We start from the raw sequence: 18,442 nt of genomic DNA on the forward strand, positions 1-18,442 counted from the left end.
CCAGGCCACTCGTAGGCAGGGAAGACGGCGGGACATGCCACACCTCGCGGAACCACGTGGGCCGGAGACCGTTGCCCCCGCAGTTCATGGAAGTGTTGGTGCTTGCGTCAATCCATTGGATGACGAAATGGGCGGAGGATGTCGAAGGGCATACAGCCCCTCATCCTCCGCCCACGACTGCTCCCATGGCTCAGGGCTTCTTCACATCGTAGGAGACGAGCTCCTCCAGTCGCTCGCCATCCTCCTTCACCTTGCCGATGCCGGGAGCCAGCCAGTACGTGCGCTCCTGGTTCTCCTTGTCCCCGCGCTCGCGCTTGATGCGGATGACATTCGTGAAGGTGCCCGCGGGCGTGACGACGGTCTCGTTCACCGCCTCCACGCGCCAGATGTATGTCTTGTCCTTGTCCTCCGTCGAGCCATCCCCCAGGCGCGTCAGCTCACGGATGTCCGAGTCGTAGCGCCACCCCACCGGGCGCTCCGTCGCGATGGACTTCACCGTCGCGGGACTCCAGGTCGTCACCCGCGCCAGGGTCGCTCCCTTGCGGTCCTCCTCGCGCAGGCGCACCACCACCCCGTTCACCTCGAGCTGCCAGGACAGCTCCTCCAGGTGCGGCTGCGTGCTGCGCACCGCGATGGCCCTCATGCTCGTCTCCGGCACCGCCTGCTCGCCCAGCACCTCCACCCGTTTCTCGAAGGTGCCCTTCACCGGATCCGTGATGCGGTACGTCCACGTGGAGCCCACCGTGAGCGGCCAGAGACTCGTGAACGGGGCCGGTTGCTCGGGGTCCGATGGCGTCTGCCCCGTGCCGGGAGGAATGTCCGGCAGGTCCACCGTCCCATCCTGGTTCGTGGACGGCCCCTGGCCTCCCGTGGGCAGGCTCCCGCCCTCACCGCACCCCGCCCAACACATCGCCGCCGCCAGTGCGGCCCATCCCCAACGCCTCATCCCCGCTCCTCCCAGGCCCCTTTATTCGAGGGCATCTCCGACCACCTCAGTCCCCGGAGCGGGCCTCCCGCCGAGCGGCTCAGCGCCGTCGCGATCATCCCCGGCTCCTTCTCCTCCACCTCGAGCTCCAGCCGCCGCCCGTCGAAGTCCAGCGCGCAGCTGCGCACCAGCACATTCCGCTCGCCGAGCCGCTGCCTCAGCCACGCCTCCGCGCCCGCCAGGTCATCCGCCTGGGCCGACACCAGCACCCGCTGCTTCGCCGCCACGGGCTCCTTCTTCTCGAAGAAGTCCAGCACCAGCAGCAGCGCGGCGACGAACGCCGTGCCCACCCCGGCCAGCTCCAGGCTGCCGTGTCCGCACGCCATGCCCAGGCCGATCATCAGGAAGAGGATGGCCGCGTCACGCGGATCCTTCAGCCCCGAGCGGAAGCGCACGAAGCTGCCCAGGCCCACCAGCCCGAAGGCCTTGGCCGTGCTGTCGCCGATGACGGCGGTGATGACGGCGGCCGCGGTGCATAGCAGCACCTGTGCCTGCATCATCTCCGCCTTGGGCAGCGGCCTGCGTGTCACCAGGCGCCACGGCCGCAGCGCGAGCACCGTGCCGATGAGCACCGCCGCCATCAGGCGGGGCAACATCTCCCCCGCCCCGGGATGGGACACGCTGGACACCGAATCTTGATGGAAGAGTCCCGAGAACAGCCCGTCCATGGCCCGTCCTTTCCGTTCAGAGCGCCGGCTGCGGGGCTTCGTCCCCGGCCATCCGATGCGAGGTGCGCTCCGAGGGGAGCGCGGCCAGGTGCGAGGCGGCCACGAGGCGGTAGGCGTTGCGCAGTACCGGCAGGCGGCCGGCGGTCAGCTCCAGTGCGCGCAGCATGAGGGTCTCGGCCCGCTCCGTCAGGGGCAGTCCCTCCATCGAGGACACCACCGTGGCCGGCCAGCGCGACACGAAGGCCTCGCGCAGCCTCCAGGCCCGTGGATCATCCATTCCGTCCAGCGAGTCGAGCGCCTCCTTCGTCAACGGAGCGCCTCGCTCGCGCAGGGCGAAGGCCTCGTCGGTGGACAGCCCGGACAGCGAGCGCAGCACCAGCTTCAGGGCCTTGTCCTCCAGCGCCACGCGAAGTTGCCGGGCGAAGGGCGTGTCCAGTCCATTCACACTGCGCAACACCGCCAGCCGGTCATGGCCGAGCAGGCTCTCGCGCAGGGCGTCCGCCCGGGCCGAGTCCAGGCCGGTGAGGCTGCGCGCCACGTCCGCGTACAGCCCCCGGCGCACGCCCTGCTCCCGCGCCGCCCAGGCCGGCTCGTCGTCCACCCCGGCCAGCCCGCAGAGCACCTCGCTCAACCGCCCCTCGCGCAGGGCGTGCTCGCGCAGGGCCCATGCCTCGGGTGAGCCATTGAGCTTGAGGCCGGCGAGCACGTCCTCGGGCGCGTGGGAATAGAGGCGCTCGCGCAGGGCCATGGCCTGTGGGGACGGGTTGATGCCGAGGCTCATGGCCACGTCCTGGGGCACCACCTCCGCCAGCAACTCGCGCAGGGCCCGGGCCGGCTCGTCGTCCAGTCCCGTGAGGCTGCGCACCGTCAGCCCCGGGAATCGCTCCACGTACCCCAGCCGCCGCTGGTGCGCGGGGAAGCCGGGAATGCCGCCCAGCAGCCACACCGCCAACTGCGGCTCGCGCACCTCCAGCCCGTCCAGCACGCGGAAGAAGTGCTCCTCCACCTCGTCCACCGTCGACGGCACCTGCACCGGCGTGGGGCTCGGCGGCGTCATCCGCTGCGCCGGCAAGTCCCGGCCCTCCAGCCGCGCCACCACCGCCTCCACCAGGCGCTGCTCCAGCACGTGCAGCGGTTGATCATTGTTCTCGATGACGAGCCAGCGCGAGGGATCCTTCCGCGCCAGGGTGAGGAAGGCCTCCCGCATCCGTACCGCCAGGCCCGCGCCGGCCAGTCCCTTGCGGCTGTCCGAGTCCGGCACCCGCTCGCCCTTGCTCTTCCCGAGCCGCTTGCGCAGCCGGGCCAGCTCCGGCTCCACGTCCACCAGGATGACCAGGTCCGGCCACAGCCCCTGCGAGGCCAGCTCGCACGCCGGCTCGAGCGCGGACCCGGGCAGCCCGCGCCCGCCGCCGCTCAGCGCGAGCTGCGAGTACAGGTAGCGATCGCTGATGCACACCTCGCCCCGGGCCAGCGCGGGGGCGATGACCTCCTCGAGCTGCTGCGCGTCGCGGGCGAGGTTGAGGAAGAACTCGGTGCGCGGCGACATCTCCAGCAGCTTCGAGTCGCGGGTGAGCTCGCGGATGCGCCGGGCGATGGGCGAGCGCAGCTCTCCTCCCTCGCGCGCGTGCGCCACCCGGTAGCCCATCCGCCTCAGGCGCTCGGCCAGGAGGTTGGACAGGGTCGTCTTGCCGCTGCCGTCGATGCCTTCGAAGTCGATGAACACGGTTGCTCAGCCCCCCAGAATCCCGTCCGCGACGAAGTCGTGGACCCTCGCCATCCCCTCGGCGAACTTGCTGTACGCCGGCTTCCTCCCGGGGTTGAGCGCCGCCAGCCACTCGGGCAGCTCCTCCCCCAGGTGCTTCACCTCCACCACCACCCGCTCGTCCATCGCCAGCGGCTCACCCAGCCGCTCCGCGCTCAGCGTCGTCTCGGAGAGCGCCAGCTCCGGCGTAATCCCGTGGAAGCCGATGTCCCGGTCCACCGTCACCCGCCACGCCTGCGAGCACTGGTACACGTGCCGCCGGTACGTCACCGCCAGCACCGGCATGAGGCTTCCCCCGGCGATGAGCGGCAGCAGCCGCACGCCACCGCGCAGCACGTGGCCCAACTGCGCGCGCGGCACCCACACCCGGCGCTTCTGGGTGAGGCCGTTGCGCTCGCGTTTCACCTCCAGCACCACGCGCTGCACGCCCCCGGCGCCCACGTCCGGCGAGTACTCCTTGGTACGCACCTTGAGGCAGTCCTGGGGCGTGTCCAGCGAGCGCTTCGTCAGCGGATAGCCCGGCTTGTCGAAGTAGACGGAGGTGATGCTCGTGGGGGGCGACAGGTAGCCGCCCAGCGACGCGGACAGCCGCGTGCACAGCGCGAGCGCCGCGTCCCTGCCCAGCACCAGCTTGAATTCCCGGCGCAGCCTGGTGACTTCTCCTTCCGCGAACTGGAGCATGGTCTCTCTCTCCGTTCCTAGAAGCGGGTGGCGAGCTGCAGCGAGTACTCGAAGCCCGCCGCCACATCGCCGGGACGCAGCGCGTGCTCGGCCTGCAACTGGGCCTTGAAGTGCTCGGAGTAGAGGACGTTGATGCCGCCCACGAAGGCATAGCCACGGGCCTTCAGCGGGCCGAGCAACTGCATCATCTCGGCGCCCGCCACCGGCTGCACCGCGAGGCCCTCCAGGAGCAGCGGCACCGTATAGCTGGCCAGCCCCATCTGCGCGGCGAAGGGCCCCGTGGGCAGGTGCCCGTTGACGTACTCGCCCGTGACCTGCAGCCCTCCCAGCTTCAGTGCCGCGTCCGCGGCCAGCGCGTAGGTGCGCGCGCCCTCGAAGGCCTGCGCGAAGTAGGTGCTCGCCCCGAGGGTGAGAATCTTGATGGGGCGCACGGTGGCCCGCAGCGCGGCGTCCTCGCTGGCGCGGATGCCCGTGTCGTCGTCCTTGGTGCCCTGGAAGACGCCTCCGGACACCTTCAGCTTCCACGCCTCCTTGAGGCTCACCTCGCCCATGAGCCCCAGCCGCCGGCCGCCCAGGTTGTGCGTGTCCTCCAGGTAGTCCGCCACCAGCCCGCGGTGGATGACCGGCAGCCGCCAGGCGGACTCGAGCTCGCGCGCCAGGAAGGGCGCCTTGAACTGGCCGCCGTAGAGGCGCAGCCGCTTCTGCTCATCGGCCACCCGCACGAAGGCGTCCTTGAGCAGCGATTTGGACGACAGGTCCGCCGTCACCTCCGCTTCCACATGCGGCAGCGACGCGGCCAGGCCCACGCGCGCCGACTCAATGGACAGCGAGCGGGCGTACTGCTCGCGCTCATCCGCGCTCACCCGGGCGAAGACGCGCCCGAAGGGAACGACCCGCAGTCCTCCCGTCCCCTCGCGGTTGGCCGCGGTGCCCTCACCGCCCTCCGAGAGCGGCTCCTCCAGCTTCGGCTTCGGCTCCTTCTTCTTCTCCGGCTTGGGGACCTCCACCTGCGCGGGCGTGGGCATGTCCAGATCGGGGGTCAGCGCGGCCACCTCCTCGGGCTCGGGCTGGGCCGCCGCGATTGCCTCGGGCTGGGCTGCCGCGCCCGCCCCGGGTTGGGCCGCGTCCACCTCGGGCTGCCACGCCTCCGCTTCCGGTTCCGGTGCGGGCTCCGCGGCCAACACCGGCATGCTCAAAAGGAGGACCGAGGCGAGAAGCCCTCGCCTTTCCTTCCCGAACCCTCGCCGCTCGCCCATGTACTCCTCCCCGCCCGGTCCGGGAGGGTGGCTTGCAACCGGGGTGCCCGGGAGGAGGTTGTCCGGAGGCCGACAGCCGGTTTGTCTCGGCGTGCGAAAGCCACCGGCACAAGGGCGTCACATGGCCGTTACAGGGAAGGAAAGTTCCACCCGAGGGAGAGGGAGCGCCTGTCGAAGTTACTGCTCCGGGGGAGGCGTGTTTTCAGTCTCCACCGGCGTGGACGCGCGATCAGGGCAGAGCACACCCTCGCTTTCCGATGCCGGGAAGGAGCTGAACGCTCCGAGCCCGGGGACCTCTTGTTGTCGGCTTCAAGTGATTCGCTGGCCGAGCGGACCGTGGCTTGTGGGAACTCAACGAAGTGGGTGGAAGGTCCGCAGCGCCCGTCACTCGTAGTCGACTACGAGTGACGGCCGATTGCCCCCCTCGCGCCCGGAAAGTCGTCGCCCCTGCCCGGGCGCCCGGAGGGCTGGAAGTTTCGAGATCGCCGTGGGCGGGGCTTTCAGCGAAAGTCGGCGCCCCGATGCCGACGCCCGAAGCTGCTGCCCGCGAGAACATTGACGCAGCGCTCCAGAGCGCTGTCATGAACATCAGAGCGATGGTGCGGAAGCTCATGGCGTTGAGCTTGGGGCTTCTCCTTGGCTCCTGTAGCGCCACCGGGCCGATGGTCGCGGGCCCATCCGGGCCGCGGGACCTGTCCAGGTATGTGCTCGTCATCGAGAAGACGGCAGATGGGCAGGCGACCCACACCTGGAAACCCGCCAAGGACTTCGACCTGATGGCGTCCCGGAGTCTGGCGAGCGTCCCGGCCCACGAGGGCCGTATCGTCCGGGTGTCACTCAATGCGGCGGAATGCGAACGCCAGTATGAGATTTGCGTTCCGGAGTGCCAGGCCAGCACGAGAATCCATCAGGTCGACAAATACATCTACGATCCCAAGCAGTACGGTCCCTGGCGAACTGGGAAATGGAACTACTGCAGGACCGCTTGCATGAAACAGCTCGCCAACTGCCAGGGAGAGGCGGGCCGTGAGCCTGTGAAGTTCGAAGCCATCGGCACCGCGGTCGGTTGGCTCGAGCGCCACCAGGATGAGCTCGCGCTCGGAGCCGTTGTCGTCATCGCGGGAGTGGCTTTCCATGTTGCCGTCTGCGCTGGAGGCATCGTGCTGCTCGCTCCCGTCCTGCTCGTCGCCGAGGTGCCACGATGACGATAGGGGAGATCATCAGCTTCGAGGCGCCACGGATCATCGGAAGGTACCGGACGGAGCAGACCTCTCCCGAGGAGAGCGAGCTGCTCCTGGTGGCCAGAGATGCCTTGTTGTTCATCTCCGAGTTGGGGCAGGACTACCGCTTCGAGGACTATCGCCGGAGCCTCGGTGCCTCTCTTCCGCCCTCCGAGGGAAAGACTTCCATCGAGACGCTCCTGAGTGAAGCGGCGGGGCTCATGGTCCGGATCCGAGGAGAGCTCCACCTGCCGGAGGAGAAGGAGCTGGCGTCGGTCATCATCGACGCACTCCACTTCATCGCCTCGACCGGCCAGCACACGGCGTTCGAGGCGTTTCGCCGCGATGCTCTTGCCCCCCGCCCGCCGCACGTCTTCGCCTCGTTCAGGACGCGCGAGGAGGCGGAGGCCTGGCTCTACCATCAGCCCGAGCCGCCGGCTCAAGGACAGGTGTTGGTCGCCGGTGAGTACTATCAGTTCTATTATTTCCGCGAGCTGAACCGCAGGGGGCTCCTGCCGCAGTTCACCGTGGAGATGCTCATCCGGCTATTGATGGAGGAGGGGCCTCCCGCCACCGTGGCCTCCTTCGTCTCTCATGATGAGGCAGAGGACTGGCTGGCGAAGCAGCTCGCGCCACCGACGCATGCCTTCATCTCGATTGGCGGGGAGTACCACCTCGCGGTCTTCCACGAGAACCTCCACCACCGCGCCATCCATCCCGTCTCCATCGTCGAGAGGCTCGAGAAGTGGGAGCGGGAGCAGAGGCCGTAAGGCAGGTGTCCTCCCTGAACGAGCCTGGTTCGGGTGGCTTGGAGGGAGGTCTCCTCCGGGCGGAGCGAGCGGCCAGAGGTTGATCAGGCGGGCGGCTCCTCCTCGGACGTCTTCGGAGCGGAGTCCGGAGGTTGCGCCCCGGCATCAACCGGCGTGGCCGTGGATTCGCCACCGGGCGGTGCATCGCCCCCGGGGAGGGTGGACTGTGCCGCGGCGGGAGTCTCCGGTGCCGGGGCCGGGGCGGTCTCCGCCGCAGGGGCCGAGGCGGTCTCCGCTGCGGGAGCCGGAGGCATCTCCGTGGCGGGGGCCGGAGGCGTCTCCACGACCGGGGCCGGAGACGTATCCGGGGGCAGGGGGCGCTCCTCCGCCCGCTCGCCCTTCAGGATGCCGCGCACCGTGTATCCGAGCAGCGCCAGGCACCCGAGTCCGAGCACGGCCCACCCGAGCTTCAGGGGCAGCCGGGACTCTCGCACCTGGAAGGACGCATGGAGCACCTTGTGCCGGGTGGTCCGGAAGCTCACATCGACCCGGTGGGGGCCGTCGTTCTCGGGAGTGAAGGTGGCCTGCCAGTGCAGCGCGTCCTTCTTCACGGTGACGCTCTGCCCGTGGGTGGCCCCCTCCTCTCGCAGGGTGAGAATGAGCGGGCCCTCGAAGTCATCCCCCTCGAAGCTGCCCACCTGGAGGTTGATCTGGAGGGGCTCGCCCGCGCGGGGGGCGGCGGGGCGGATGCTGCCCCGGAGCCGTTCCTCGGTGTCCGACCAGGAGAGCGTCAGCATGTCCTCCCGCGTCTCCACGCCGATCCGATCCGGGGGTTCCAGGGCCAGGGGAGGGGGGGCGGCCCCGGCGGCCGAGGCCAGCCACAGGCCGGCCATCAGAGGGAGCCAGCGGTTTCCTGCGGGCCGTCTTTGCCTCGCCCCGGCCCGTCGCCTAAGATGAGCCGCTCTGATGTCTTCCACTTCGCGCTTGCTCCCCCCGGCGAGCAACCCGGGATGAACCCTCAACTCTTCGGGAAATATCAGCTCCTCAAGAAGCTCGCCACCGGCGGCATGGCCGAGGTGTGGCTTGCGCGCCAGAAGGGCATTGAGGGTTTCGCCAAGAACGTCGTGGTGAAGCGGATCCTCCCGCACCTGGCGGAGGATCAAGAATTCGTGAGCATGTTCGGCAACGAGGCGCGCATCGCCGCGCGCTTCAACCACCCGAACATCGCCCAGGTGTACGAATTCGGCGAGGCCAACGGCACCTACTTCATCGCCATGGAGTTCATCCACGGCGAGGACCTGGGCCGGGTGATGCGCAAGGCGTACAACGCGGGCGGGTGGATCGCCCGGCCGCTGGCCATCCGCATCGTCGCCTCGGCGTGCGAGGGCCTCTACTACGCCCACGCGCGCACGGACGACAACGGCAAGCCCCTCAAGGTGGTGCACCGCGACATCTCGCCGCAGAACATCCTCATCAGCTTCGACGGCTCGGTGAAGCTGGTGGACTTCGGCATCGCCAAGGCGGCGGACCAGGCCACGGCGACGAAGTCGGGCGCCATCAAGGGCAAGTTCGCGTACATGGCGCCGGAGCAGGCCGCGGGCAAGCCGTTGGATCACCGCGCGGACATCTTCGCCATCGGCCTGGTGCTCTACGAGCTGCTCACCGGCACGCGCCCGCTCAAGCGGGAGTCGGAGCTGGGCACGCTGCAGGCCGCCATGGAGTGCAACATCCTGCCGCCCTCTCAGGTGGCGGATGTGCCGCCGGAGCTGGATGAAGTGGTGATGCGCGCGCTGGCCAAGGCCGCGGATGACCGCTACCGGGACGCGCGCCAGTTGCAGCTCGCGCTGGAGGAGTTCCTCGTTGGCCAGCGGTGGGTGGCCGGCTCGGTGCAGATCTCCGAGCTGATGGAGACGCTCTTCGCGGACCGGCTGGACGAGGAGAAGCGCAGCGGCAATCCGGAGCCTCGCAGCGAGGAGTCGATGTCCGCGATGCCCGTGCCGCCGGAGCCTCCGCCCGAGGAGCCGCCGCCGCCGCGGAGCAGCTCGCGGATGGAGCCGCGCACCAGCACCCAGACGACGAACGCCGCCGAGATGAACTGGGAGGCGCCGCCGGGCGAGATGCAGCAGCGGCGCACGGGGACGCGCGCGGGGGTGGTCAACAAGCGCACGGAGTCCAGCACCCAGCCCATGGGGGACGTGCCGGAAGTGCAGGAGTGGGAGGCGCCTCCGGCCACGGAAGTGCCCCGCCGCCGCACGAGCAACGAGGCCCCGCGCCGCAACACCCAGATGGGCTCCACGTCCGTGGGGCGCATGCCCAGCCGTCAGGACGTGACCCGGGCCAGCATCGAGATGCCCTCTCCGAGGCGGGGCACCGAGTCCTCCTCCGTTCGCCGCTCGGGCGTCATGCGCGCCACCGAGCCGGTGGAGGACGAGGACGTGCCGCAGCCGCGGCCCTCGCGCAGCTCCGTGTCCGTCAACGCGCGGGCCCAGCAGTACGACGACGACGAGGATCCCGAGCGCACGATGTTGCCTCCGCCTCCGGAGCCGGTGCGTGCGCCGGAGCCGGTGCGCCGGCGCACCGGGATGGCTCCGTCCTCCCAGCAGCAGCAGCCCGAGCCGGCGCCCAGGCCGCGCCGCGCCAACAGCCGCGTGGAGATGTCCGACGCGCCCGAGCCGCCTCGCCGGCGCTCCGCCCTGCATTCGGTGGAGGAAGACGATGCCAGCCTCCCGAGCGCGAAGAAGCCCGCGGCACGGACCCGGTCACTCCCCCCGCTGAAGAACCTGCTCGGGGTGTTCGTGGCGCTGTCCGTGGTGGGCCTGGCCGTCATCTTCCACAAGCCGCTGCTGGAGATGCTCGGCAGCACGGCCATGGATGGGCAGGGCATCTACATCTCCCTGGACTCCAACCAGCCCGTCGAAGTCTCCGTGAAGCACAACCCGATGCGCTGCCGGAGCTCGGAGCCCGTCACCGTGCTCGGCTCGACGCCCTTGAGGAAGGTCTCGGGTGCCCACCTGCAGGACACGCTCGTCCTGGAGAACAAGCAGCTGGGCATCTTCAGGGAGATCGAGGTGCCCTTTGGCGAGCCCAATGAGCACAAGACGCTGCCTCCGGTGGAGTTCAAGTCGGGCACCGTCCGGCTCACGCTGAAGCCCAAGAACATCCTCGGCATCGAGATCTACCGGGATGGCCAGACGCTCGGTACCTACCAGCCCGGGCTGAGCCTGGAGCTGGTGGAGGGCAAGCATCACCTGGTCCTGCAGGGCACGGCGCTCCTGGAGCCGGTACCGGTGGATGTCGAAGTGAAGGGCCGGGACATCACCAACAAGGCGGTGGACCTGTCGCCCTACCTCCGGTAGCGCGCGTCAGTAGCGCGGCAGGTTCGGGTCCACGGCGCGGGAGTAGAGGTCGATCCCCCCGCGCAGGGACATCGCGTCGAAGCCGCGCGCGAGCAGGTAGGCGGCACCGTCCAGGCTGCGCACGCCGTGGTGGCAGTAGACGACGACGCGCTTGCCGCGGAAGGGCTCCAGCTCCTCGTGGCGCTCGTCCAGCTCGGGCAGGGGGATGAGCACCGAGTCTGGGAGCGCCACCCAGGCGTTCTCCTGGGGGAAGCGCACGTCGAGCAGCACGGGCCGCGCCTCGGGCGGGCCGGAGAGCTGCTGGGCGAGGGTGGCGGGATCGATCTCCGGGATGGGCACGAGGGGACTCCTTCAGGCGGACGAGGCGCAGAACTGCTCGTAGTCGATGAGCTCCACGCGGGCGCCGGGCGCGCACACGGGGCACTTGGGATCCTTGCGCAGCTTGAGCTCCTGGAAGCGGGTGCCGAGCGCGTCGAAGGTGAGCAGGCGGCCCACGAGCGGCTCGCCCACGCCGAGCAGGAGCTTGAGGGCCTCATTGGCCTGGAAGAGGCCGATGATGCCGGGGAGCACGCCGAGCACTCCGGCCTCGGCACAGGAGGGCGCGAGCTCGGGAGGAGGCGGGGCGGGGTAGAGGCAGCGGTAGCAGGGGCCCTGGCCGGGGACGAAGGTGGTGACCTGGCCCTCGAAGCGGAAGATGGAGCCGTGGAGGTTGGGCTTGCCCTGGATGAGGCACGCGTCGTTGAGCAGGTAGCGGGTGGGGAAGTTGTCCCCGCCGTCGAGCACCAGATCGAAGCCCTCGAGGATGCGCAGGACGTTGTCCGAGGTGAGGCGCTCCTGGAAGGGCACCACTTTCACGTCGGGGTTGAGGGCCTCGAGGGCGGCACGGGCGCTCTGCACCTTGGGCTGGCCGGCGCGCTCCTGGGTGTGGAGCACCTGGCGCTGGAGGTTGCTGAGGTCCACCACGTCCGCGTCGACGATGCCCAGGGTGCCCACGCCCGCGGCGGCGAGGTAGAGCGCGGCCGGAGAGCCCAGCCCGCCCGCGCCCAGCAGCAGCACCCTGGAGGCGAGGAGCTTCGCCTGCCCCTCCTCGCCGACCTCGGGGAGGATGAGGTGGCGGCGGTAGCGCTCCTTCTGGGCGGGGGTGAGCACCACGGGCTTTTCCACCGGGTAGTGGGCGTCGCTCCAGCGGTTGAAGCCACCGGCCAGCGAGGCCACGCGCGTGTAGCCCATGTGCTGAAGGGTGCGGGCCGCCAGGGCCGAGCGGGTGCCGCCCGCGCAGTAGAGGACGAGTTCTTCATCCCGGGAGGCTTTGTCCTCGATGCGCAGTTCGAGGTAGCCCCGGGGGATGTGCACCGCGCCGGGCAGGCGGCCACCCGCGTACTCGTCGCCCTCGCGCACGTCGATGAGCTTCACGGGGGAGCGCGCGTCCAGCAGGCGCTTGACGTCCTCGGTGGAGACCTCGCGGATCTCCTTCTTCGTGGCGGACAGCAGCTCGCGGAAGGTGGCGGACATGTGGGCACGTATAACCCGGGCGGGGGCGTCCGGGGGCGGGCGCTCGCATTCCTGGCATGGGGGCGGGCGGAGGGGCTGGCACCCGCATCCACGAGGGGGCAGATTCAGACAGTGGAGGGGAGCCGTACCCGTGGAGCAGGTGGAGCAGATGGAAATTCTGGCGCCGGGCGTTATAAGGCGCTTGTAAGGAGAGCAACCTACATGGACACGACCACCACCCCCGCTTCCAACACCTCTGTTGCCCCGCAGGGCGAGCCTTCGAGCCCGGTGCGGCTCACCGCGGCCGCCGTGACCCAGGTGAAGAAGGTCATCCAGGACCAGGGCTTCCAGGACTACTTCTTCTCCATCCGGGTGGTACCGGCCGGCTGCAGCGGGCTGGGTTACGACCTGAACCTGGTGCGCGAGATGAAGGCGGGCGATCTGACCTGGGAGCAGGACGGGGTGAAGATCGCGACGGATGCGCTGAGCAACAAGTACCTGTCGGGCACGGAGATCGACTTCGTGTCGAGCGTGACGGGCGCGGGCTTCAAGTTCAACAACCCGAACGCGAAGTCCTCCTGCGGCTGCGGGACGTCGTTCTCGACCTGATCCAGCGTCGCAGCACCATGCTTACTCCTCCTCTCCCCTCGGGAGAGGGTCGGGGTGAGGGTGCCCGTCCCGGTGTTCCAACCCGTGGCGGTGAATCCGGGGTGAGGGAAGCCGCTCCACCGAGCGCCCCTCGCCCCTTTTTCTTCATGGGGGTCCCATGCGCCGGCTGACCTTCCCCACCGTCATGCCGTATCAGCAGTACGAGTGCGTGGTGGAGTTTCCGGCCACGCGGGACGTGCTGAGTCCCCTGGGGGAGCCGGGCTTCATCGAGGACGATCCCACCCGCACCGCGGGCGGCCGTGAGCTGTTCTGGGCCTTCGAGATGGAGGACGGGCTGCGCCTGGAGGTGGTGTGGTTCGAGCCCATCCAGCACGCCGAAGTGGTCGCCGATCCACCCGAGGCGCAGCGGGCGCTCCTGGCCTTGCGCGAGCTCGGAGTGGAGGCGGACTTCAAGACGCGTGAGCTCCCCGAGGGATCCTCTCCCTTGCGGCGTAGCCACGCACGAGGAGCCGTATGGCTCTTCACGGGCGAGGGCTCCGCACAGCCGACGGCGGTCTTCTCGCGCAAGCAGCTCGCGGATGCCTGGCTGGCCAGGACACGCTTCTCCGGGACGCTCGTTCCGTATCCGATCGACATATCCCGCTACGAGCATGACAGGAACTGGGGGCCGGTCTCCCTGCCACCGTCCGACCCCGAGGCGGCCCAGCGGTACGTAGGCAACGTGGGGGAGCGCTACGAGTACTTCGAGGGCCGGCAGCTTCCGGACAACGCGCGCTGGCAGCTGTGGCGGCAGGATGACAACGGTACCCGCTTCCTGGTGGACGCTTTCAGCAGCCGGGCCGAGGCGCTGAAGGTCCTCCAGAAGATGGAGAGTGCCGTCCACAAGCAGGGCTATTGGCTGGAGCTCCAGCAGGGCGCGAAGTGACCCCGAGGAGGGAGCCCTCCGGGCACGGTCTCGCCCAACTTGTCCAACAGTTGGACAAGTTCGTGAAGAGCGCGCCCGGGAGGCGGGCTGAACGCCAGGGCATGACTTGCGTAGGCGGTACGGACACTCCCGCCTCTGAAAGGACCTTGTTCCGATGGCTCAGGCAGCGCCCTGCGATGGGACGGGCTGGAGGGGCAGTTCCACGGTGAAGGTGGCGCCCTGGGCGGGCGTGCTCTCGGCCGTCACCGTGCCGCCCATCGCGGCGAGGATCTGCCGCGTCACGTACAGGCCCAGGCCCAGCCCCCCGTAGTGCCGCTCCGACACGCCGCGCTCGAAGCGGTTGAAGATGCGCCCCATGGCCTCGGGGTGGATGCCGATGCCCTCGTCCCGGACCACGAGCCGGGCCCGGTCCTCGCGCTGTTCGACGTGGAGGTGGACGGGCTTGCCGGCCCCGTACTTGAGGGCATTGGACAGCAGGTTCGTCAGCACCTGCTCCAGCCGGAGCCGGTCCCACTGGCCAGACACCGGCCCGTCCGTGTCGAGGATGAGCGCGCACCTGGCGTGTTGCGCCTCGGATTGGAAGCGGGCCAGGACCTCGCGTGTCACCTCCGTGAGTTCCACCTCCTCGAGCAACAGCTTCATGCGGCCGGTGGTGATGCGCGACACATCCAGGAGCCCGTTCACCAGGTCCGACAGGCGCTTCACCTGCCGGCGCATCACATCCACCTCCTTGCCCAGACGCGCCGCCAGGGGGGAGCCCGGCTCGGCCCGGATGCTCCGCTCGAGTCCCTGGAGCCGGAGGCTCAGCGGGGTCAGCGGCGTCCTCAGCTCATGGCTGGCGACGGAGAGGAACTCGTCGCGGAGGCGCACCGCCTCTCGAAGCTCGACCAGGAGGCGCTCGCGCTCGGCCTGCTTGCGCTGGTCCTCGGTGGTGTCCCTCAGTTCGATGACGAGCCCCGTTGCCCTGTCCCCTTCGAGGATGGGGCTCGCTGTGAAGGCGACGGGGTAGAAGCCGCCATCCTTGTGGACGAAGACGTCGTGTCCCCGCTCCTGGCACCGGGTCGCCAGCGCCCGGTCGATGGGGCACTCCGAGATGGGGTAGGGCGTCCCATCCGGCCGGGTGTGGTGGATGCAGTCATGGAGCGGTTGGCCCCGCAGCTCCTCCAGGGTGAAGCCGGTGAGCTGCTCGGCCGAGGGGTTCATGAAGACGCAGTGTTGCCGGTCGTCCATCATGATGAGACCCAGCGTGGCGTTGTGGGTGATGGTCGCGAGGCGCCGCTCGGTGCGCTCGAGGCCGCGCCGTGCCAGCACCTGCTCGGTCACCTCGAAGCCGAAGACCATCACCCCGTCCGGCCTTCCGTCCCGCCCGGGCATGGGCTGGTAGACGAAGTTGAAGTAGCCGGTGCGCGGATGCGTGGGGTCTCCCACGTTGGCGAGGGCCTCCTTGCCGTAGATGGGCTCTCCCGTCTGGTACACCCGGTCCAGCAGCTCGTAGAAACCCTGGCCCTCCAGTTCGGGCTGGGCCTGCCTCACGGTCCTGCCCAGCAGTTCCCGGCCGCCGAGCAACTGCGCATGGACGGGGTTGCTGAACTCGAAGACGTGCTCGGGTCCGCGGTGGATGGCGATGATGGCCGGAGCCCGCATGAAGAGGGTGTGGAGCCGTTCGCGCTGGGCCTCGGCGTCGGCCTGGGCGGCCCGCGTGTGCACGTTCAGCCGGATGATGAGGGTGGAGATGGCGAGGAAGAGGGAGACCGACAGCAGGTCCTCCGGGCGCCAGGAGAATGCGAACCGTGGGGGCAGGAAGAAGTAGCTGGCCGCCACGGCGGAGAGGCCAGCACTCAAGAGGCCGGGCCCCCACCCACCGTTCCACGCCGAGAGCATCACCGCGCCGAAGAAGAGGAGGAACGGCGTGGCCCTGACATAGGGGTACAGCACGAACTGGAGCAGCAGGGCCGCGGCCGTCACCAGGAGGGCGAAGCCATGGCTCATCAGCGAGGAGTTGTTCCACCCGCCGCCGCCCAGACGGGAGTCACCCGTCGCGTCCATCCGGTGCTGCGACTCCAGTGGCACTTCTCCTTCCGTCACGTCTCCCTGCGTAACAGACCGGGGAGTCAACCGCACCCGGGTCGTAGCGCTGGAACCGGTTCTGAACAGCTCGCGGGGCTCCACCTGACGGGAGACAAACGACCGGGGCGCTCATCCGCGTGCACCTGCCTGCTTCCGGACGCTTCCGGTGCTTCAGGACGACGAGGGGGCGAGGTGTAGACACGCCCCACGCAGGGCTCGGGGGCCGCGGGCATGTCAGAGGTGGCGGGTATACCGGAGGCACCCTCGGTCGACAGGCGCATCCCCGGTCGCGGTGTTCGGCGGACCACCGGTGCTCGAGGATTGTTGACCCCTCCGCGTCAGCGGGGCGTAACGGTCGTCCGAAGGGCCCGCGGGCCCCGTGCTTTGGGAGAGGCACGGGGTTCGCGGGAGCTGTTTTGTTCCTGTTTTGTTCCGGTGCGTCTCAGCCCCCGGCGCCGGGCCGGATGACCTTCTGCCAGGCGAGGCTCGTCTGCTTGCGCGCGAGCCGCTCCTTGCGCCGCTCCTCGGCCTCGCGGAAGGCCGCGCGCTCCGCGTCCGTCTCCAGCTTGAGCGGCGGCACCGGAATCCGCTGCCCGGTGGACGAGACCGCCACGAAGGTGAGCAGGGCGCTCGTGGCCATGTGCTTCTCGCCGGTGAGCGGGTTCTCCGCCGTCACCGTCACGCCCACCTCCATCGACGTGCGGAACGTGGCGATGACTCGCGAGTGCAGCGTCACCGTCCAGCCCACCTTGATGGGGGCGTGGAAGTGCAGGTCGTCCATGGAGGCGGTGACCACCACCTGCCGGCAGTGGCGCTGGGCGGCCACGGCGCAGCAGATGTCGATCCACTCCATCACCTTGCCGCCGAACGCGCTGTTCACCGCGTTGGCGTCCGAGGGGAGGATCATCTGCGTCATCACCACTTCGGACTCGCGGGCGCTCTTGGCGGGGAGCTCGGACTGCTCGGACACGGCGGAAACCTCAGGCGAGGAAGGTGGAGACCCGGTCGAGGAACTCCTCGCGTCCCCGGCCGGTGCGGATGTCCTGGGTCGTCACGTCCAGCACCAGGCAGTCCACACCGTACTTGTTCTGCAGCACCATGGGGAACGTGGCGTAGTACCCGTTGAGCCCGCGCAGGAAGCCCTTCTGGATTCCCTTCTCCTCCTCGCGGCCTCGCTGGCGGATGCGTCCCAGCAGCACGTCCACCGTGGGCACGTCGAAGCAGATGATCCGGTCCGGGTGCACGATGTTGCGCGTCAGCCGCTGGAAGTACTCGAAGTACAAGTCCAGCTCCGCGTTCGTCATGTGCCCCAGTCCGTGCAGGTACTTGGCGAAGATCTCCGGGTCCTCGTACAGCGTGCGGTCCTGCACGCAGCTCTTCTTCACCGAGTGGATGAGCTCGTGGTGCTCGACGCGCCGGATGAGGAACTCCAGCTGCAGGGTGAAGGACCACCGCCCCATGTTGGCGTAGTAGTCCTTGAGGAAACGGTTGTCGATGACGGGCTCGTCGAAGAGCTCGAAGCCGAAGGTCTGGCTGATGATCTTCGCGGCCGTCGTCTTGCCCGCGCCGATGTTGCCGGCCAGCGCCACGAAGCGCTTGGCGCGCGGCGCACGCACGCGGCGCACCGTGTTGCGCGCCGGGGCCTCGGGAGGGGACTCGGGCGCCGGATCCTCGGGCGCGGCCTGGGGCAGGACGGTGTTGGGGGCTGTCGCGGCCTTCGGAGCGCGCTTGCGCGTGGGGGAGCGGGGCATACGGGCCATGGGCTTAACGCGGCTTTGGCTGCTCGTCCAAGACTCGGCGCAGAAGGTCCGGTCTGTCCGTCATGATACCCCCGATGCCCTCGGCCACGAGCCGGCGCATCTCCTCCGGGTCATCCACCGTCCACACGTTGCACCACTTCTCGTGCGCGTCCACCGCGCGCAGCAGGGCCTCGTCCACCAGGCGGACGTCTCCGAAGTAGAGGGGCATGTCCAGCACCGTGTAGCGCCGCTCGTCCGGTGGCTGCTCGCCCGCCCGCACCGAGAGCACGAAGGCCGTCAGCGCGTCGCGCGGGTAGAAGTGGCAGGCGTCCGGCATCACCCGCGCCAGCCGCTCGCCCACCGCGTCCTGCTCGCTGCCGATACAGACATGTTCCAGCGCGCCTTCCTCGCGCAGCACCTGGAAGAAGGCGTCCTCGATGCCCGGTACGTCCGGCTTCACCTCGATGTTGATGCGCAGGCCCCGGAAGGCGCGCAGCAGCTCGCGCAGGGTGGACAGCTGCACGCCCTGGCCCCGGAAGGGGAAGGTGCGGCCCCCGTCCGGGGTGAAGTGGTAGCCCGCGTCCAGCCGCCGCAGCTCGGCCAGCGTGTGGGCCGCGAGGGGGCCTTCACCGTTGGTGCACCGCTCCAGGGTGTCGTCGTGGAACACCATCAGCTCGCCGTCGCGGGTGAGGTGGACGTCCGTTTCCAGCATCTGCGTGTGGTAGCGCTCCACCGCCATGCGGAAGGCGGGCAGGGTGTTCTCCGGCGCCAGCAGCGAGCCTCCCCGGTGGGAGATGTGCAGGGTGGGGGTGAGGCCACGGAAGTAGGGGTGTCTGGGGGGCGGCATGGGAGGGAGTCTCCGGGCGGGGCATGGTTCCTTGCCGGGGTTCGTGACCCGCCGCTATAAGGCCGGCAGAAAGAGGCCGGAAGCGCG

The 18,442-nt window shown here is 69.4% G+C and carries 17 protein-coding genes; 5 read left to right on the forward strand and 12 right to left on the reverse strand.

Going from position 1 to position 18,442, the window contains the following annotated elements; translation table 11 throughout:
• Window positions 1-190: 190 nt before the first annotated feature.
• From BO221_RS17085 to BO221_RS17105, 5 genes are read right to left on the reverse strand one after another with little or no spacing between them, the layout of a single operon-like run.
• Window positions 191-946, reverse strand: coding sequence for a hypothetical protein (locus tag BO221_RS17085; RefSeq protein ID WP_073561532.1), 756 nt, complete (start codon window positions 944-946; stop codon window positions 191-193).
• Entirely contained in the window at window positions 943-1,653 is a 711-nt protein-coding gene (locus tag BO221_RS17090; protein WP_073561533.1) for a DUF4956 domain-containing protein, read from the reverse strand. The genes BO221_RS17085 and BO221_RS17090 overlap by 4 nt, the downstream gene beginning before the upstream one ends.
• Before the next feature lie 16 nt (window positions 1,654-1,669).
• Window positions 1,670-3,376, reverse strand: a complete 1,707-nt coding sequence (tmk, locus tag BO221_RS17095) for a dTMP kinase (RefSeq protein WP_073561534.1) — start codon at window positions 3,374-3,376, stop codon at window positions 1,670-1,672.
• Between the two features lie 6 nt (window positions 3,377-3,382).
• Window positions 3,383-4,096, reverse strand: a complete 714-nt coding sequence (locus BO221_RS17100; RefSeq protein ID WP_073561535.1) for a VTC domain-containing protein — start codon at window positions 4,094-4,096, stop codon at window positions 3,383-3,385.
• A 17-nt stretch (window positions 4,097-4,113) separates the two neighbouring features.
• Window positions 4,114-5,352 carry a hypothetical protein gene (locus BO221_RS17105; RefSeq protein ID WP_073561536.1) on the reverse strand — a complete coding sequence of 413 codons (1,239 nt, stop codon included), beginning with the start codon at window positions 5,350-5,352 and terminating at the stop codon, window positions 4,114-4,116.
• Window positions 5,353-5,873: 521 nt separating this feature from the next.
• Here BO221_RS17105 and BO221_RS56210 point away from each other — a divergent pair.
• Entirely contained in the window at window positions 5,874-6,557 is a 684-nt protein-coding gene (locus tag BO221_RS56210; protein ID WP_233166070.1) for a hypothetical protein, read from the forward strand.
• Window positions 6,554-7,342 (forward strand): hypothetical protein, encoded by a 789-nt coding sequence (locus tag BO221_RS17115; protein WP_083681112.1) that lies wholly within the window; start codon window positions 6,554-6,556, stop codon window positions 7,340-7,342. Before BO221_RS56210 ends, BO221_RS17115 begins: the two co-directional genes overlap by 4 nt.
• 83 nt (window positions 7,343-7,425) lie before the next feature.
• Here the strand turns inward: BO221_RS17115 and BO221_RS17120 are convergent, their stop codons facing one another.
• Window positions 7,426-8,214 (reverse strand): hypothetical protein, encoded by a 789-nt coding sequence (locus tag BO221_RS17120; protein ID WP_073561537.1) that lies wholly within the window; start codon window positions 8,212-8,214, stop codon window positions 7,426-7,428.
• Window positions 8,215-8,331: 117 nt separating this feature from the next.
• Between BO221_RS17120 and BO221_RS17125 the strand changes: the two genes are divergently transcribed.
• A complete protein-coding gene (locus BO221_RS17125) occupies window positions 8,332-10,677 on the forward strand; it encodes a serine/threonine-protein kinase (RefSeq protein ID WP_073561538.1) in 2,346 nt (781 codons plus the stop codon).
• Between the two features lie 6 nt (window positions 10,678-10,683).
• On the opposite strand, the gene BO221_RS17130 is transcribed toward BO221_RS17125, so the two are convergent.
• Both BO221_RS17130 and moeB read right to left on the reverse strand, forming a co-directional pair.
• A complete protein-coding gene (locus BO221_RS17130) occupies window positions 10,684-11,016 on the reverse strand; it encodes a rhodanese-like domain-containing protein (RefSeq protein WP_073561539.1) in 333 nt (110 codons plus the stop codon).
• Between the two features lie 12 nt (window positions 11,017-11,028).
• Entirely contained in the window at window positions 11,029-12,189 is a 1,161-nt protein-coding gene (gene moeB, locus BO221_RS17135; RefSeq protein WP_073561540.1) for a molybdopterin-synthase adenylyltransferase MoeB, read from the reverse strand.
• A 201-nt stretch (window positions 12,190-12,390) separates the two neighbouring features.
• On the opposite strand from moeB, the gene BO221_RS17140 reads away from it, so the two are divergent.
• Together BO221_RS17140 and BO221_RS52585 are read left to right on the forward strand one after the other, a co-directional pair.
• Window positions 12,391-12,777: an iron-sulfur cluster assembly accessory protein gene (locus BO221_RS17140; RefSeq protein WP_073561541.1), complete on the forward strand. Its 387-nt coding sequence runs from the start codon at window positions 12,391-12,393 to the stop codon at window positions 12,775-12,777.
• 157 nt (window positions 12,778-12,934) lie between these two features.
• The gene (locus tag BO221_RS52585; protein WP_198956131.1) at window positions 12,935-13,702 is read left to right on the forward strand and encodes a hypothetical protein; all 768 of its coding nucleotides are present in this window, start codon (window positions 12,935-12,937) and stop codon (window positions 13,700-13,702) included.
• Between the two features lie 159 nt (window positions 13,703-13,861).
• Here the strand turns inward: BO221_RS52585 and BO221_RS17150 are convergent, their stop codons facing one another.
• The 4 genes from BO221_RS17150 to BO221_RS17165 form a co-directional block, all read right to left on the reverse strand.
• The gene (locus BO221_RS17150) at window positions 13,862-15,787 is read right to left on the reverse strand and encodes an ATP-binding protein (protein ID WP_143195500.1); all 1,926 of its coding nucleotides are present in this window, start codon (window positions 15,785-15,787) and stop codon (window positions 13,862-13,864) included.
• A gap of 424 nt (window positions 15,788-16,211) precedes the next feature.
• Window positions 16,212-16,685 carry an acyl-CoA thioesterase gene (locus tag BO221_RS17155; protein ID WP_073561844.1) on the reverse strand — a complete coding sequence of 158 codons (474 nt, stop codon included), beginning with the start codon at window positions 16,683-16,685 and terminating at the stop codon, window positions 16,212-16,214.
• Window positions 16,686-16,749: 64 nt separating this feature from the next.
• Complete coding sequence (locus BO221_RS17160) at window positions 16,750-17,520, reverse strand: deoxynucleoside kinase (protein ID WP_073561543.1); 771 nt, start codon at window positions 17,518-17,520, stop codon at window positions 16,750-16,752.
• A gap of 13 nt (window positions 17,521-17,533) precedes the next feature.
• Complete coding sequence (locus BO221_RS17165; RefSeq protein WP_073561544.1) at window positions 17,534-18,355, reverse strand: glycerophosphodiester phosphodiesterase; 822 nt, start codon at window positions 18,353-18,355, stop codon at window positions 17,534-17,536.
• Between the last annotated feature and the right edge of the window lie 87 nt (window positions 18,356-18,442).

The organism is Archangium sp. Cb G35 (assembly GCF_001896145.1).
In the GTDB taxonomy this organism is placed as follows: Bacteria; Myxococcota; Myxococcia; order Myxococcales; family Myxococcaceae; genus Archangium; species Archangium violaceum.

Bases quoted from the DNA above. Each gene is read 5' to 3' on its own strand.
- BO221_RS17085 (WP_073561532.1), bottom strand. From the start codon at position 946: ATGAGGCGTTGGGGATGGGCCGCACTGGCGGCGGCGATGTGTTGGGCG.
- BO221_RS17090 (WP_073561533.1), bottom strand. From the start codon at position 1,653: ATGGACGGGCTGTTCTCGGGACTCTTCCATCAAGATTCGGTGTCCAGC.
- BO221_RS17100 (WP_073561535.1), bottom strand. From the start codon at position 4,096: ATGCTCCAGTTCGCGGAAGGAGAAGTCACCAGGCTGCGCCGGGAATTC.
- BO221_RS17105 (WP_073561536.1), bottom strand. From the start codon at position 5,352: ATGGGCGAGCGGCGAGGGTTCGGGAAGGAAAGGCGAGGGCTTCTCGCC.
- BO221_RS56210 (WP_233166070.1), top strand. From the start codon at position 5,874: ATGCCGACGCCCGAAGCTGCTGCCCGCGAGAACATTGACGCAGCGCTC.
- BO221_RS17115 (WP_083681112.1), top strand. From the start codon at position 6,554: ATGACGATAGGGGAGATCATCAGCTTCGAGGCGCCACGGATCATCGGA.
- BO221_RS17120 (WP_073561537.1), bottom strand. From the start codon at position 8,214: ATGGCCGGCCTGTGGCTGGCCTCGGCCGCCGGGGCCGCCCCCCCTCCC.
- BO221_RS17125 (WP_073561538.1), top strand. From the start codon at position 8,332: ATGAACCCTCAACTCTTCGGGAAATATCAGCTCCTCAAGAAGCTCGCC.
- moeB (WP_073561540.1), bottom strand. From the start codon at position 12,189: ATGTCCGCCACCTTCCGCGAGCTGCTGTCCGCCACGAAGAAGGAGATC.
- BO221_RS17140 (WP_073561541.1), top strand. From the start codon at position 12,391: ATGGACACGACCACCACCCCCGCTTCCAACACCTCTGTTGCCCCGCAG.
- BO221_RS52585 (WP_198956131.1), top strand. From the start codon at position 12,935: ATGCGCCGGCTGACCTTCCCCACCGTCATGCCGTATCAGCAGTACGAG.
- BO221_RS17155 (WP_073561844.1), bottom strand. From the start codon at position 16,685: ATGACGCAGATGATCCTCCCCTCGGACGCCAACGCGGTGAACAGCGCG.
- BO221_RS17160 (WP_073561543.1), bottom strand. From the start codon at position 17,520: ATGCCCCGCTCCCCCACGCGCAAGCGCGCTCCGAAGGCCGCGACAGCC.
- BO221_RS17165 (WP_073561544.1), bottom strand. From the start codon at position 18,355: ATGCCGCCCCCCAGACACCCCTACTTCCGTGGCCTCACCCCCACCCTG.